Here is a 15,293-nt window from a genome sequence, read left to right as displayed (position 1 = left end):
TCCCGGTTAGGAGGAGCTCGAGACCAGCCGATCGACCTGCTGTCCGCGGATCCGCTGGGAAATCACCGTCGTGATGCCGTCACCCTGCATGGTGACGCCGTACAGCGCGTCGGCGACCTCCATCGTCGGCTTCTGGTGGGTGATGATGATCAGCTGCGACTGGTCGCGCAGCAATTCGAACAGCCCGATGAGCCGACGGAGGTTGACGTCGTCCAACGCGGCTTCGACTTCGTCCATGATGTAGAACGGCGATGGCCGGGCGCGGAAGATGGCCACCAGCATCGCGACCGCCGTCAGCGCCTTTTCCCCACCCGACAGCAAAGACAGCCGGGTGACCTTCTTGCCCGGCGGCCGGGCCTCGACTTCGATGCCCGTGGTGAGCATGTCGTCGGGCTGGGTCAACCGCAGCCGTCCTTCGCCACCCGGGAACAACACCGTGAAAACTTCCCGGAATTCGCGTTCGACATCGGTGAAGGCGTCGCTGAACACCTGCAGGATGCGGGCGTCGACCTCGGCGACGACATCCAGCAGATCCTTACGGGCGGCCTTCACGTCCTCGAGTTGGGTCGCCAGAAAGTTGTAGCGCTCCTCCAGTGCAGCAAACTCCTCCAGGGCCAGCGGATTGACCCGGCCCAGCTCGCTGAGCTCGCGTTCGGCCCGTTTGGCCCGGCGCTCCTGGGTGGGGCGATCGAAGGGCATCGGGGCGGGTGCGACCACCTGCTCGCCACGCTCACGGGCCTGCTCGAACTCGGCCATCTCTTGCTCGGTCGGCGGCAGCGGCACGTCGGGACCGTATTCGGCGATGAGGTCGGCCGGTGCCATGCCGAACTGTTCCAGCACCATCTGCTCGAGCTGCTCGATGCGCATGGCCGCCTGGGCGTTGGCTACCTCGTCGCGGTGCAGCGAATCGTTGAGGGCGGCCACCCGAGCGCTCAGCGTGTTCGTCTCTTCGCGGACCGCGGACATCGCGGCGGACCGCTCGTGGCGTTCGGCGGCCAGCTGGTCCCGCAGGCGTGAGGCCGCGTCGACCACGCCGCTCAGCCGGCCCGCCAGCAGACGCCCGGAATCCGCGACCGCCGCGGCCACCGCGGCCGCGCGGAGGCGGGCTGCTCGCGCCTGTTCGGCGCGCACCCGCGCCTCCCGCTCGGCGGCGGCCGCGCGGCGCAGCGAATCGGCCCGTCCGCGCACGGCGTTGACGCGTTCCTCGGCCGTCCGAACCGCCAGACGCGCCTCCACTTCGACGCTGCGAGCACTCTCGGCGGCGGCCGCGATCGCCTGTCGGTCGACCGGCTCGGCGGTCTCCACGTGTTGGGTCTCCTGCGCGTTGCGCAACCGGGCCTCGAGTTCGGAGACCTCTTCGACGGTCCGCGCGCGTCCGGACTCCAGCTCCTCACGTTGCCGGATCAGCTGGGCCAGCTCGTTCTCTGCCGACCGCGCTTCCTGGCCGAGACGTCCGAGCTGCTCGTACATCGCCGAGATCGCGGTGTCGGACTCGTTCAGTGCCGCCAACGCCTGTTCGGCGGAGTCATGCCGCGCGGATTGCTCGGCCAGTGCACCGGCCAAGGCCGCGCTCAATTCTTCGACCCGCTGCTCGGCTTGGGTCAATTCGGCGCGGGCGCGGTCGATCTCGGAGGTGATCTCTAGCGTGGACAGCTTGCGGTCGGACCCGCCGCTGACCCAGCCGGGCCCCACCAGGTCACCGTCCACGGTGACGGCGCGCAAATTGGGATGCGAACTCACCAGGTCCAGCGCTTGGGCCAATTCCCGGACCACCGCGACGTCGGACAGCATCGCAGTGATCGCTCCCCGCAACCGAGGCGGCACCTCCACCAGGTCCAACGCCCATAGCGCCCCACCGGGAAGGGAGAATCGCGGGCGTTCGCCGGGGGCGGGCCAGTCTCCCAGGACCAAGGCCGCGCGACCTCCGTCGGCTTGTTTGAGCGCGGTCACGGCCTGGTGTGCGGCGTCGGGGTTTTCAGCGGCCAAAGCGTCGGCGGCCGACCCCAGCACCGCGGCCAGTGCCGTCTCGTAGCCCGAGCGGACTTTGACCAGCTGGGCGACCGATCCGAAAAACCCTGCGCCGCCATGGTTTCGGGTGAGCCACGCGGCACCGTCCTTGCGCTCCAAGCTGACCGAGAGCGCGTCGATGCGGGCCCGCAGGGAGGCGACCTCGCGTTCGGCGCCGCGTTCGGCTGCCTGCAGTTCGGCAACGCGTTCGTCGGCCTGTCGCACCGCGGCCATCGTCCGCTCGTGCTGCTCGTCGAGGCCGACCTCACCCTGATCGAGTTCCCCGACCTTGCCCTGCACTTTCTCGAACTCGGCGCGGGCCTGCTCTGCGCGCGCGGCGGCTTGTTCGATCCGTTCGGACAGCCGCGCCACCGTGTCATCGATCGATTCGACGCGCGCCCGCATGGTCTCGACCTGACCCGTCAACCGCGCTAGGCCCTCACGTCGGTCGGCCTCGGCGCGAACCGCCGCGAGGTGAGCGCGGTCGGCCTCGACGGCCTCCCGCTCCCGCTCGGCCAACTCCGCACGCGCGGCGTCGAGTCGGCCGCGGGCTTCGGCCAGTTCGGCCACCAGCTTTTGTTCGGCGGCGGCCACTTGGTCTGCTTCGGCTTCCAGCGCGTCGGGGTCAGTGTCGCTGGTCGTCACCGGCGCCACGTCGAGATGTTGGGCCCGCTCGTTGGCGATGCGCACCGTGGCGGCCACCCGCTCGGCCAGGGCCGACAGGCCGAACCAGGTGTGCTGCACCGCTTCTGCCCGTTGGGAGAGGTCGGCCAGCGCGGCTTCGTGCGCGGCCAGCTCCTCGGACGCCACCGCCAGGCGGGCCGTCGCCTCCTCATGCTCGCGGCGCATCATGGCCTCGGCCTCGTAGATCGCCTCGCGTTCCGCCGTCCGGCTCACCAGGTCGTCGGCGGCCAACCGCAGTCGCGCGTCACGCAGGTCCGCCTGGATGGTCTGGGCGCGACGGGCCACCTCGGCTTGCCGGCCCAGCGGCTTGAGTTGCCGACGCAGCTCGGTGGTCAGGTCGGTCAGCCGGGCCAAGTTCGCCTGCATCGCGTCGAGCTTGCGCAGCGCCTTCTCTTTGCGCTTGCGGTGTTTCAGGACGCCGGCGGCCTCTTCGATGAAGGCGCGGCGATCCTCCGGGCGAGACTGCAGGATCTCGTCCAACTTGCCCTGCCCGACGATCACGTGCATCTCGCGGCCGATGCCCGAGTCGCTCAACAGCTCCTGGACGTCCATCAAACGACAACTGCTGCCGTTGATTTCGTATTCGCTGGCGCCGTCGCGGAACATCCGGCGGGTGATCGACACCTCGGAGTATTCGATGGGCAGCGCGTTGTCGGAGTTGTCGATGGTGACGGTGACCTCGGCCCTGCCCAGCGGGGCGCGTGACGAGGTGCCGGCGAAGATGACGTCCTCCATCTTGCCGCCGCGCAGCGTCTTCGCCCCCTGCTCCCCCATCACCCACGCGAGCGCGTCGACGACGTTGGACTTGCCGGAACCGTTGGGCCCGACCACGGCCGTGATGCCCGGCTCGAACCGCAGAGTCGTCGGTGCGGCGAAGGACTTGAAGCCCTTCAGCGTCAGACTCTTGAGGTACACGACCCGCCAGACTACCGGTCTTGCACTGGACCGCCCGCTAGCGCTCGACGAATCCGGTGAACTGCTCGGTCGGCTCCGACCAGTCGGCGACCACCTTGTCCACCCGGCCCGGCGTCCCACCGCCCTCGAGCAGCTGGAGGAGCTTCTCGCCGGCCTCGCGTGACCCATGAGCCACCACGAGCACGCGGCCGTCGTCTCGGTTCGCGGCATACCCCGTCAAACCCAGCTCCAGTGCCCGACAACGCGTCCACCAGCGGAAACCCACTCCCTGGACGTGACCGTGCACCCACGCGGTCAGCCGCACGTCCGGCTCACGCTGTTGAGACATCGGCGACCTCGAATGTGACCTTGGTACCGGATTTCAGCGTTCTTCCGACGGTGCACACCAGGTCGATGGCCCGCTCGGCGACCGTGACCAACCGCGCCTTCTCGGCCTCGGACAAGCCGGACAGGTCGAGCTCAAGGGTTTCCTGCAGCAGCGGATAGATCTCCTGTTCGCGGTCGGCGGCACCGGAGACTTTGACGACGGCCTGGTAGTCGTCGCCGAGCCGGCGGGCCAACGGCTGGTCACTGGCCATCCCGCTACACGCGGCGAGCGCGATCTTGAGCAGCTCGCCGGGGGTAAACACGCCCTCGACGTCCTCAGAGCCCACGAGCACCTGCGCGCCCCGCGAGCTGTGCCCGGTGTAGCGGCGGGTGCCGGTACGTTCGACCCACAGTTCCGTCATGGCTTCTTTTTACCTTGCGCCCATTCGCCGGCGAGAAGGCCCGCCCAAGCGCGCGAGCGTGCCCAAAGTGCCGGGTTTTGGGGTGAAAACCCGTACCCAATGCGCGCCCTCGGCGGCGAGAGCCGCGGCCGCCAAGAAATTCACCGCCGCGGGCGTGGCCTCGGCTGGCACTTGGGACAGTAGAACGACGAGCGGTTCATGAACTTCTCGCGACGCATCACCGCTCCACACCGACGGCAGTTCTCACCCTCGCGGCCGTAGGCGTCCAGTGACCGGTCGAAGTAACCCGACTCGCCGTTGACGTTGACGTACAACGAATCGAACGACGTACCGCCCTGCGCCAAGGCTTCGCGCATGACCTGCGCGGCGGCGTCCAGCACGGTGCTCAGTTGCCGTCTGGTGAGCGTGGCGGCAACCCGCGCGCCGTTCACCTTGGCGCGCCACAGCGCTTCGTCGGCGTAGATGTTGCCGATTCCCGACACCACCTGTTGGTCGAGAAGTTGGCGTTTGATCTCAGAGTGCTTGCGCCGCAACACGTTTACCACCGCATCGGCGTCGAATCGCGGATCGAGCGGATCCCGCGCCAAGTGGGCGACGGGTTCGGGCACCACGCTGCCGTCAACCGTCACCAAATCGGCGAGCAGCCATCCCCCAAAGGTCCGTTGGTCGGCGAAGCTCAGCACGGTCCCGTCGTCGAGCAAAGCCGAGATCCGTACGTGGTCGGCCCGCGGGACCACCCCGAGCAACATCTGCCCGCTCATACCCAGGTGGACGACCAGGGCGGTGTCTGGATCGTCGGCCGAATGCCCGTCGTCGCCGGTGTCCAACGTCAACCACAGGTACTTGCCACGGCGATCCGTCCCGGTGATCCGCGCGTCCAGCAGGCGCGCCGTCAGATCGGCGGGACCGGCCTCATGGCGACGAACCGCGCGGGGGTGGTGCACCCGCACCGCGGTGATCGTCTTGCCCACCACATGAGCTTGTAAGCCGCGCCGCACCACCTCGACTTCGGGCAGTTCGGGCATTACCCCGCGCTGTCCAGCACGTCCACGGTTTCCAGCGCTTCCAGCGCCTTGTACGCCGCGGACGCGGCCTTCTGCTCCGCTTCCTTCTTGGAGCGGCCCATCCCCGAGCCGTATTCGGTTTCCATCACGACGACGACCGCCGTGAACTCCTTGTCGTGGTCCGGCCCGGTGGAGGTGACCACGTAGGACGGGGAGCCCAGGCCACGCGCCGCGGTCAGCTCCTGCAGGCTGGTCTTCCAGTCCAGACCCGCGCCGAGCGTTGGCGCGGTGTCGAGCAGCGGCCCGAACAACCGCAGGATGACCTCGCGGGCGACATCGATGCCGTGTTGCAGGTAGATGGCCCCGAGCAGCGATTCCATCCCGTCCGCCAGGATGCTGGACTTGTCCGCGCCGCCGGTGTTCGCCTCGCCGCGCCCCAGCAGCATGTGCGCGCCGAGCCCCTCATCGGAGAGGTGGCGCGCCACATCGGCCAACGCCTGGGTGTTGACGATGCTGGCCCGCAGTTTGGCCAGGTCACCTTCGCTGCGGTCGGGATGGCGGTGATAGAGCGTGTCGGTGATCGTCAGACCCAGCACGGCGTCGCCGAGGAACTCCAACCGTTCGTTGGTGGGCAACCCGCCGTTTTCGTACGCGTAGCTGCGGTGCGTCAACGCCAGCGAGAGCAACTCGTCGGGCAGATCGACACCGAGGGCATCCAGCAGGGGCTGGCGTGGCCGGGTCACCGGCCACCCCGCTCGGGGCCCTCGGGTTCGATCATTTGGGCCAGCTTGGCCCACCTGGGGTCGATCTGGTCATGCTGATGGCCTGGTTCGGTGTCGAGCGCGATGCCGCACTGTGGGCACAGCCCCTGGCAATCCGGTCGGCACACCGGCGAAAACGGCAGTTCGAGGCCGACGGCGTCGATGATGGGTTGTTCCAGGTCCACGGTTTGGTCCACGACGTGCCCGACCTCGTCGTCTTCGGTGGTCCGCTCGGTCAGGCTGTCCGGGTAGGCGAACAGCTCGGTCAACGTCACCCGCACGTGTCCCTCGATGGGATTCAGGCAGCGGCTGCACTCACCGGCAGTGGGTGCTGCGACCGTCCCGGTCACCAGGACGCCCTCGGAGACCGACTCCACCCGCAGGTCTCGCTCCAGCGGGGCACCCCGTTGGATCGCGATCAGTTCGACGCCGATGCGTGCGGGGCTGTCCACGGTGTCGTGCACCGTGAACATCGCTCCTGGGCGGCGCCCCAATCGTGCGACGTCGATCGCCAGGTGCCGGGTTGGGTGTCGATGTGTTGTCTGGCTGTGTTGCCTCGCCATAGGGAAATCCTACGGCGCGGCGGCCAGGGATCGGACTATCGCGTCACGTAGTCGTGGGTGCCGGCGGCGGTGCGCAACTGGTGGCGGCCGCGGCCGACGGAACGAAGCGTGCCGTTGAGGAATTCTTCGAACTCGGCGAGCTTGTTGTCGACGTAGATGTCGCACTCGCCACGCAGCCGGTCGGCCTCGGCGTGCGCAGTGTCGATGAGCCGCGTGGCTTCTGCGTTTGCCGCCTGCACCACCTCGTTTTGCGACACCAGGCGCTGTTGTTCCTTGATGCCCTCTTGAACTGCCTTCTCGTAGGAGATGTTGCCGTTCTCGATCAGCCGGTCGCATTCGGACTGCGCCCGGCTGACGCTGGCCTCGTACTCCCGCTTGGCCGAGGCGGCGAGGCGAAGCGCCTCCTCGCGGGCATCGGCGACCATGCGCTCGCTGTGCTGGCGCGCCTCACTGACCATGCGGTCCGCCTGAGCCTTCGCGTCCGAAAGCAGCCGGTCAGCCTCCGCGCGGGCGTGGTTGAGGATCGAATCCGCCTCGGTGGTCGCCGACGACACCATTTGGTCGGCGTGGGTCTTGGCGTCATGCAGCATCGAGTCGCGAGCGTCAAGAACGTCCTGGGCGTCGTCCAACTCGCCCGGGATCGCGTCTTTGATGTCGTCGATCAACTCCAGCACATCACCCCGGGGCACCACACAGCCCGCCGTCATGGGCACGCCGCGGGCTTCTTCGACGATCGCACTCAGCTCGTCCAGCGCTTCAAAGACTCGGTACACGGCCATACCCTCCTGGCATCGTTTGTTGTTACCAGTGTGCCTGGTGTTACGACTGTGACGGCGGTGGCGACGCCGGTGTGTCGGCTCTTGTTTTTGTATTTCAGCAGGCACAAGCACCCGCAGATCACTTTGCCTACAGCGTATCGCCCCCTGGCCGGGCCGTTGCCGGCGTTGGCTGCCGCGTACCCCAGGTATGGTGGCTCGGTGCACCGGAGCTCGAACAACCGCGATAGCGATTGAATACCGATTGAATACCGATGACTAGCGATGGAAACGTGACTGCGCCGACGCTGTATATCTTTCCCCACGCCGGCGGAACGGCGAAAGATTATGTGCAGTTTTCTCGCGAGTTCTCTGGCGATGTAAAGCGTGTCGCGGTGCAATATCCCGGCCAAAGCGAACGCTCCGGATTGCCGCCGCTGGAAAGCATCCCCGGCCTTGCCGACGATATCTTTGCGATGATGAAGCCCACCGCGCGGCGGGACGTTCCCGTCGCGTTTTTCGGACACAGCATGGGCGGAACGGTCGCTTTCGAAGTGGCGCTGAGATTTCAGGCCGCGGGACACCGCAATTTGGGACTTTTTGTGTCGGCCTGTTCGGCGCCGGGGTACGTAAAGTACAAGCAATTAAAAGGCTTCACCGATGACGAAATGCTGGACTTGGTCGCCCGCATGACCGGGACCAGCCCAGACTTCTTCGCCGACGAAGAGTTCCGGGTGGGAATCCTGCCGACGCTACGGGCCGTGCGCGCGATCGCCGGCTACACCTGCCCGCCGGAAACCAAGCTGACCTGTCCGATCTATGCCTTCATCGGCGACAAGGACTGGATTGCCGGCCGCGACGACATGGAGCCGTGGCGCGACCGGACGACGGCCGAGTTCTCGCTCCGCGAGTTCCCCGGCGACCACTTTTATCTCAACAACCATTTGCCGGAACTGGTAGGAGAAATCGAGGACCGCATCCTCCCGCACCCATGACACGAGTTAGCCAGGTGGCGAGGCGCCGACCTGAGGCCGCCTGGCGGCAAGCGGGGTCCTGGCCGCCCAACCTGTCTCGGTCGGCTGCACCCAGAGGGGCGGGGAATCACCCGCGAGGCGGCGCGACGTGGGCAGCAAAATGTTCGCTAGGCCCCTTCCCGGGCAGGCCCGACCTGCTTGTCGGTGGCCAGTGTTAGCCTGATCACAACGGGACGCCAGTGCCAAACAGCTGGCACCAGCGTCCCAGAAATGTGCCTCACGGGCACCCTGGGAATCACCTGTCACTGCGGCACCACGGAACACACCAATTACGGAAGAATGCGACGAAATGCCTGGTAAAAGCGCCAAGACCCGGCTCCCACCCACCGACACATCGCGGCATCGCATTGTCGGCGGCTGTGGGAAGGATGTGGATTCTGTCAATACTGCACCCTTCCGGCGCAGTAAATGATTTCCTTTATTACACGGACTACTTATAAGGGGAAACGGGGTTAGTCTAGGGGCGGTCATCTGGCGGCACGACGAGGTGTTTCGCCTGAAGCACCTCCGGAACCGGCAGAACAGTCTGGTCAGCTCAGACCGGCAGCTTCGCAGTGATTGGAAGCCCTGCCGGCGATGAGACGGGCGGTCCACCAGGTGTACACCTCAGCACAACCCTGCACCAACCGAAGGGGAGTACAGCGCGATGCCGGTGACCGACTCATCCATTCCCGCTTTGCTGAAGCGACGGGCTGAGCAGCAGGCCGACACCACCGCGTTCACCTTCCTCGACTACGGTATCGACCCTGATGGCTTTGCTGAGAGCCTGACCTGGGCGCAGGTCTACGGTCGCGCCTGCATCATCGCCGAAGAACTCAAACTCTGCGGCGTTCCCGGCGACCGGGTGGCGATTTTGGCGCCGCAGGGCCTGGAATACATCGTTTCATTTCTCGGGGCGCTGCAAGCCGGGTTCATTGCGGTCCCGCTCTCCACTCCGCAATACGGTATTCACGACGATCGCGTTTCGGCGGTACTGCGTGATTCCACACCGGTTGCCATTCTCACGACGTCATCTGTGGTCGGCGACGTAACAAAGTATGCGTGCGCGCAGAACGGACAGCCGGCCCCGACCGTCATTGAAGTCGACCTGCTCGACTTGGACGCACCACCTCAGTCGGCCGAGTTGCCGAAACTGTCATCCGGGGCGGCTTATCTGCAGTACACGTCGGGTTCGACGCGTACACCGGCCGGTGTGATTGTTTCGCACAAGAACGTGCTCGCCAATGTGACGCAGAGCCTGTACGGGTACTTCGGCGATCTCGCAAAGATCCCGGACGGGTCCGTGGTCTCGTGGCTGCCGCTGTTCCACGACATGGGTTTGATCCTCGGCATCTGTGCGCCCATGGTGGCCGGACGACGCGCGGTGTTGCTGAGCCCGATGTCGTTCCTGCGCCGTCCGGCGTGCTGGATGCAACTATTGGCCACCACCGGATCGAGCTTTTCCGCAGCACCGAATTTCGCTTTCGAATTGGCGGTGCGCCGGACGTCCGACGAGGACATGGAGGGGCTCGACCTCGGCGACGTGGTGGGAATCGTCAGCGGCAGCGAGCGGATTCATGCCGCGACGGTGCGGCGTTTCACGGAGCGCTTCGCCAAATTCAACCTCAACCCGTCGGTGGTACGCCCCTCTTACGGTTTGGCCGAAGCCACCCTGTACGTCGCGGCGCCCGAGCCTGGCACTCCGCCCCGGACGGTCCGTTTCGACTACGAGCACCTGGCGGCCGGTCAGGCCAGACCGTGCACCGAAGGCACGGTCGGTACCGAGCTGATCAGCTACGGCTCTCCCGACCCGTCGGCGGTACGCATCGTCGACCCGGAAACCATGGTGGAGAACTCGCCGGGAACCGTCGGTGAGATATGGGTGCACGGCGACCATGTGGCCATGGGTTACTGGCGCAAGCCCGAGCAGACCGCACGCGTCTTCAACGCGAAGCTGGTCGACCGGGTGCCGGGCACTCCCGAGGGCCCGTGGCTGCGGACCGGTGACCTCGGCGTCATGTCCAACGGCGAGCTGTTCATCATGGGTCGCATCAAGGACTTGCTCATCGTGGACGGGCGCAACCACTACCCCGACGACATCGAGGCCACGATCCAGGAGATCACCGGCGGACGGGTGGCCGCGATCTCGGTGCCCGATCACATCACCGAGCAACTGGTGGCCATCATCGAGCTGAAGCGGCGCGGCGCTTCGGCCGAAGAGACCGAGCACACCCTCCGCACGGTGAAGCGGGAAGTCACGCACGCGATTTCGAAGTCACACAGTCTGCGGGTGGCCGACTTGGTGCTGGTGTCGCCCGGCTCCATCCCGATTACCACGAGCGGCAAGATCCGGCGTTCAGCCTGCGTCGAGCGTTATCAAAGCGATGGGTTCAAACGCCTGGACGTGAGCGTATGACGGCCAGCATCAATGACGAAGCTGACCTTCGCCATTGGCTGATCGACTACTTGGTGACCAACATCGGCTGTACGCCGGATGAGGTCGACCCCAGCCTGTCACTGGCCGACCTCGGTGTCAGCTCCCGCGACGCGGTGGTGCTGTCCGGCGAGCTGTCAGAGCTGTTGGGCAAACCCGTGTCTCCGATCGACTTCTGGGAACACCCCACGATCAACGCCCTGGCCGCCTACCTCACGGCGCCCGAACCGGATCCGGCATCCGAAGCCGCACAGAAACGTCCGACGCGTAGCTCACTCGAAGAGCCGATCGCCGTCATTGGGATGGGGTGCCGCTTCCCGGGCGGGATCAACGGTCCAGATGCGTTGTGGGATTTCCTGTGTGAACGCCGTTCCTCGATCGGGCAGGTCCCGGCCGAGCGCTGGCAGCCGTTCGAGGGCGGGTCCCCGGAGGAAGCGGCGGTACTCGCTCGCACCACCCGGTGGGGGTCGTTCCTGTCCGACATCGACGCGTTCGACGCGGAGTTCTTCGAGATCTCCGCCAGCGAAGCCGACAAGATGGACCCGCAGCAGCGCCTGCTGTTGGAAGTGGCCTGGGAAGCATTGGAGCACGCGGGGATTCCGCCCAGCTCGCTGCGACGCTCACAGACCGGGGTCTTCGCCGGATCCTGCCTGAGCGAATACGGCGCGATCGCGGCCACCGAACTGTCGCAAGTCGACAGCTGGAGCAATACCGGTGGCGCGATGAGCATCATCGCCAACCGTCTGTCGTATTTCCTTGACCTGCGCGGTCCCTCGGTGGCAGTCGACACCGCGTGCTCGTCGTCGTTGGTGGCCATCCACCTGGCCTGCCAGAGTCTGCGGACCCAGGATTCCCAGTTGGCGATCGCCGCGGGTGTCAATCTGTTGTTGTCTCCCGCAGTTTTTCGCGGCTTCGACCAAGTCGGCGCGTTGTCGCCGACGGGTGCTTGCCGCGCGTTCGACGCGGCGGCCGACGGTTTTGTTCGCGGCGAGGGCGCCGGGGTGGTGGTGCTCAAGCGCCTCACCGACGCCCAGCGCGACGGCGATCGAGTGTTGGCGGTCATCTGCGGGTCGGCCGTAAACCAGGACGGACGATCCAACGGGCTGATGGCGCCGAATCCCGCGGCCCAAATGGCCGTACTGCGCGCCGCCTACACCAACGCGGGGATGCAACCCAACGAGGTCGACTACGTCGAAGCCCACGGAACCGGAACCCTGTTGGGCGACCCGATCGAAGCCCGGGCCCTCGGCACCGTACTGGGCCGGGGACGTCCACAAGACGCTCCCCTGCTCATCGGAGCCGTCAAGACCAACCTCGGCCACACCGAAGCGGCGGCCGGAATTGCGGGCTTCATCAAGACGGTGCTGGCCGTGCAGCGCGGCCAGATTCCGCCGAACCAACGCTTCCAGAGCCCCAACCCGCACATACCGTTCAATGACTTGCGCTTGAAAGTCGTTGACGCGCAGATGGATTGGCCAGAAACCGGCCACCCCAGGCGCGCCGGTGTGTCGTCGTTCGGATTCGGCGGTACCAACGCCCACGTGGTGATCGAACAGGGTCAGGAGGCGTTCGGGGCAACCCAGCCAGACCGGGAACCGGCTGCGCCAGCCACGCTGTCCACCCTGGTGATTGCCGGCAAGACACGGCAACGAGTGGCCGCGACGGCCGGCGTACTGGCCGACTGGATGGAGGGGGCGGGCGCCGACGTGGAGCTTGCCGACGTCGCCCACACTGTCAATCACCACCGGTCGCGGCAGGCATTGTTCGGCACCGTCGTGGCGCGAGACCGCGCGCAGGCCGTCGCCGGACTACGAGCGCTGGCCGCCGGCCAACACGCGCCCGGCGTGGTGGGCCCGCGAGACGGCGAACCGGGGCCGGGCACGGTGTTCGTCTACTCCGGCCGCGGATCGCAATGGCCCGGCATGGGCCGTCAATTGCTTGCCGACGAGCCTGCTTTCGCCGGCATGGTCGATGAACTGGATCCGATCTTCGTCGCCGAGGCCGGCTTCTCGCTCTACGACGTGCTGGCCGGCGGCAAGGAGCTGGTCGGCATCGAGCAGATCCAGCTCGGCCTGATCGGCATGCAGCTCGCACTGACCGGGTTGTGGCGTTCGTACGGGGTACACCCCGATCTGGTCATCGGTCACTCGATGGGCGAGGTGGCTGCCGCCGTGGTGGCCGGGGCATTGACCCCGGCGGAGGGGTTGCGGGTGACCGCGACCAGGTCCCGGCTGATGGCGCCGCTGTCCGGCAAGGGCGGCATGGCCCTGCTCGAGCTTGATGCGGCCGCCACCGAGGCGCTGATCGCCGACTACCCGCAGGTGACGCTGGGGATCTACAACTCGCCCCGGCAGACGGTGATTTCCGGGCCCACCGAGCAGATCGACGAGTTGATCGCCCGGGTCCGCGCCCGGGACCGCTTCGCCAGCCGCGTCAACATCGAAGTGGCACCGCACAATCCGGCCATGGATGCGCTGCAGCCGGCGATGCGTTCGGAACTCGCGGATCTGTCGCCGTGCAACCCGACGATTCCGATCATCTCCACCACGTATGACGACTTCGACCGCACCCCGACCTTCGACGCCGAGCACTGGGCCACCAACATGCGCAACCCGGTCCATTTCCAGCAGGCGATCGCCCGGGCCGGCGGCGCCGAAACCGCCCACCACACCTTCATCGAGATCAGCGCCCACCCGCTGCTGACCCAGGCCATCATCGACACGCTGCACACCGCCCAGCACGGGACCAAGTACACGAGCATCGGGACGCTGCAACGCGATACCGACGACACCATCACCTTCCACACCAACCTCAACACCAGCCGACGGGCGCCGCGGTCCACCAGCCAGCCCGCCATCAACACACCGAGGGCGCCCAGGCCGCCAGTGATCAGATAGGCCGCGTCGGGCCTGCAGTGCAGCGGCGCCCGCGCAGGCGGGCCGCTGATCGGCGCCAGCGAGGGGGCGAGGACCTCCCCGTCCCGCACCACCAGGATCGACTTGCTGGGCGCGCCCAGCAGCGCCTCGTCCAATTCGTCATCGGCCGCGAGATCAATCAAGCCGCCCCACAATTCGGGGTGCTCGGCGGCGATGACGCCGGCCAATCCCCACAGGAAGCTCTGCCGCAGGCCGTCGGGCGACACCGACTCGTGGACCTCGCGCGTGAGGATCCACAGTGACGCGGGTTGCTGCGGATCCCGCTGCGCCAGCGCGCGCACCAAGGCGGTAACTTCGGCGGCGACCCGGACCGCGTACTCCACGTCCGTCTCGGGTGGTGAATCGGCCTGTGCCGGAGCCCGGTACACGACATAGCGCGCCTCGGACACCTCGTTCAGTGCAAAGCCAGACTCGACCACGACAACGGACGCCGGGTCGACCTGCGCACCGGCCGGATCTGTCCGCGGCTGCCAATCGATGGTGTGTACGAACTTCCTTGCATCGGTTGATGTTTGGGCCAGCTGGGTGTCAGCCAAGTCCAACGCGCGATACCGCAGGGACCGGATCGACGCCAACGGTGCTCCACCACGAGGCGCGACGGTGACGTCGACGGTCACGCCGTCGGCGTCGGAAGTGTTGCGCTGCACCGTCAGTGAGCCTCGCGATGCCGCTCCGACGCTCTCCAGGTCGGTCACTGCCACATGCGCGATGCTCGCCGGCACGTACAAGCGCGTATCACTGACGTCAGCGAGAGCGCCGACGAGGACCGCGGCGTCGAGCAGTGGCCCGACGGATCCGTCGGGCAATGCATCGGGAAGCGCGACCGTGGCCGCCAGAGTGGTGAGGCTCGGTGTTGTTCGCCACGAAGCCAGGGACCACTGGAAGGCCACGCCGTCGACGCCACGCAATGCGAGCAGGTCTGCCACATCGGGGATCGGTTCGCTGTGACCGTTCGGGAGCCCAGTGGATGCGATGTCGGAGTCGGTCGAGCCCGCGGCCACCGTCGAGGTCGATGCGAGCTGGGCGACAGCGTGTCGCGTCCACGAGTCCGGCGGCGTATCGGTAGCCGGGCTCGAGGCCAGGCTGATTGATTGTCCGTCGGCAAAGACCTGCACCACCCGCGGTTGGGTGAGGAAAACGGGTTGCTCGAACCGGACGTCGGAAAGCCCCGAGAAGCCTAATTCCGCTGCGGCACAGAGCATCGTGTGCAACACGACAGATGCCGGGACCACCTCTGTGCCGTGGAACCGATGCCGGCCCGGGTATGGCCTGGAGTCTGGGCCCAGCCGCGCCTGCCACAGGTGCGAGGGCGGATTCGACACCACGTCGGTGCGCTGGCCGAGCAGTGTTCCCCGCTGCGGTGCCGATCCAGCGACGCTGTTCGGACGCTTGGTGGTGAGCCAGTGTCGGGTGTGTTGCCAGGGTCTGCGGACCCAGGATTCCCAGTTGGCGATCGCCGCGGGTGTCAATCTGTTGTTGTCTCCCGCAGTTTT

Annotated in this window: 9 protein-coding genes and 3 pseudogenes; 4 read left to right on the top strand and 8 right to left on the bottom strand. The window is 66.7% G+C overall.

The features are described 5' to 3' along the window. Positions 1-6: 6 nt before the first annotated feature. From smc to sepIVA, 7 genes are all read right to left on the bottom strand, one after another. Positions 7-3,606, bottom strand: coding sequence for a chromosome segregation protein SMC (gene smc, locus BST27_RS17800; protein ID WP_069418889.1), 3,600 nt, complete (start codon positions 3,604-3,606; stop codon positions 7-9). 37 nt (positions 3,607-3,643) lie between these two features. Then, entirely contained in the window at positions 3,644-3,934 is a 291-nt protein-coding gene (locus tag BST27_RS17795) for an acylphosphatase (RefSeq protein WP_069418888.1), read from the bottom strand. Further along, the gene (locus BST27_RS17790) at positions 3,918-4,334 is read right to left on the bottom strand and encodes an OsmC family protein (protein ID WP_069418887.1); all 417 of its coding nucleotides are present in this window, start codon (positions 4,332-4,334) and stop codon (positions 3,918-3,920) included. Before BST27_RS17790 ends, BST27_RS17795 begins: the two co-directional genes overlap by 17 nt. A gap of 140 nt (positions 4,335-4,474) precedes the next feature. Continuing rightward, positions 4,475-5,359, bottom strand: a complete 885-nt coding sequence (mutM, locus tag BST27_RS17785; RefSeq protein ID WP_069418886.1) for a DNA-formamidopyrimidine glycosylase — start codon at positions 5,357-5,359, stop codon at positions 4,475-4,477. Continuing rightward, a complete protein-coding gene (gene rnc, locus BST27_RS17780) occupies positions 5,359-6,081 on the bottom strand; it encodes a ribonuclease III (RefSeq protein WP_069418885.1) in 723 nt (240 codons plus the stop codon). The genes mutM and rnc overlap by 1 nt, the downstream gene beginning before the upstream one ends. After that, positions 6,078-6,662 (bottom strand): YceD family protein, encoded by a 585-nt coding sequence (locus BST27_RS17775; protein WP_069418884.1) that lies wholly within the window; start codon positions 6,660-6,662, stop codon positions 6,078-6,080. The genes rnc and BST27_RS17775 overlap by 4 nt, the downstream gene beginning before the upstream one ends. Positions 6,663-6,697: 35 nt before the next feature. Beyond that, positions 6,698-7,435 carry a cell division protein SepIVA gene (gene sepIVA / locus BST27_RS17770; RefSeq protein WP_069418957.1) on the bottom strand — a complete coding sequence of 246 codons (738 nt, stop codon included), beginning with the start codon at positions 7,433-7,435 and terminating at the stop codon, positions 6,698-6,700. Between the two features lie 257 nt (positions 7,436-7,692). Here sepIVA and BST27_RS17765 point away from each other — a divergent pair, with 257 nt between their 5' ends. From BST27_RS17765 to BST27_RS17755, 3 genes and pseudogenes are all read left to right on the top strand, one after another. Beyond that, the gene (locus tag BST27_RS17765) at positions 7,693-8,412 is read left to right on the top strand and encodes a thioesterase II family protein (protein ID WP_069418883.1); all 720 of its coding nucleotides are present in this window, start codon (positions 7,693-7,695) and stop codon (positions 8,410-8,412) included. A 685-nt stretch (positions 8,413-9,097) separates the two neighbouring features. After that, positions 9,098-10,846, top strand: a complete 1,749-nt coding sequence (fadD26, locus tag BST27_RS17760; RefSeq protein WP_069418882.1) for a long-chain-fatty-acid--AMP ligase FAAL26/FadD26 — start codon at positions 9,098-9,100, stop codon at positions 10,844-10,846. Next, positions 10,843-13,749: pseudogene (locus BST27_RS17755) on the top strand (type I polyketide synthase); the annotation flags it as partial. The gene fadD26 and the pseudogene BST27_RS17755, both read left to right, overlap by 4 nt. Here the strand turns inward: BST27_RS17755 and BST27_RS17750 are convergent. Further along, positions 13,719-15,146, bottom strand: a pseudogene (locus BST27_RS17750) (polyketide synthase family protein); the annotation flags it as partial. The pseudogenes BST27_RS17755 and BST27_RS17750 overlap by 31 nt on opposite strands. A gap of 64 nt (positions 15,147-15,210) precedes the next feature. Here BST27_RS17750 and BST27_RS35080 point away from each other — a divergent pair. Then, positions 15,211-15,293, top strand: a pseudogene (locus BST27_RS35080) (hypothetical protein); the annotation flags it as partial.

The sequence above is a fragment of the Mycobacterium intermedium genome (genome assembly GCF_002086275.1).
In the GTDB taxonomy this organism is placed as follows: domain Bacteria; phylum Actinomycetota; class Actinomycetes; order Mycobacteriales; family Mycobacteriaceae; genus Mycobacterium; species Mycobacterium intermedium.
This window is presented reverse-complemented; position numbering and strand designations above follow the sequence as displayed.

What these genes read in the sequence shown, in the direction of transcription:
- BST27_RS17765 (WP_069418883.1), top strand. Translation starts at nt 7,693, where the DNA reads ATGACTAGCGATGGAAACGTGACTGCGCCGACGCTGTATATCTTTCCC.
- BST27_RS17790 (WP_069418887.1), bottom strand. Translation starts at nt 4,334, where the DNA reads ATGACGGAACTGTGGGTCGAACGTACCGGCACCCGCCGCTACACCGGG.
- mutM (WP_069418886.1), bottom strand. Translation starts at nt 5,359, where the DNA reads ATGCCCGAACTGCCCGAAGTCGAGGTGGTGCGGCGCGGCTTACAAGCT.
- BST27_RS17775 (WP_069418884.1), bottom strand. Translation starts at nt 6,662, where the DNA reads ATGGCGAGGCAACACAGCCAGACAACACATCGACACCCAACCCGGCAC.
- fadD26 (WP_069418882.1), top strand. Translation starts at nt 9,098, where the DNA reads ATGCCGGTGACCGACTCATCCATTCCCGCTTTGCTGAAGCGACGGGCT.
- BST27_RS17795 (WP_069418888.1), bottom strand. Translation starts at nt 3,934, where the DNA reads ATGTCTCAACAGCGTGAGCCGGACGTGCGGCTGACCGCGTGGGTGCAC.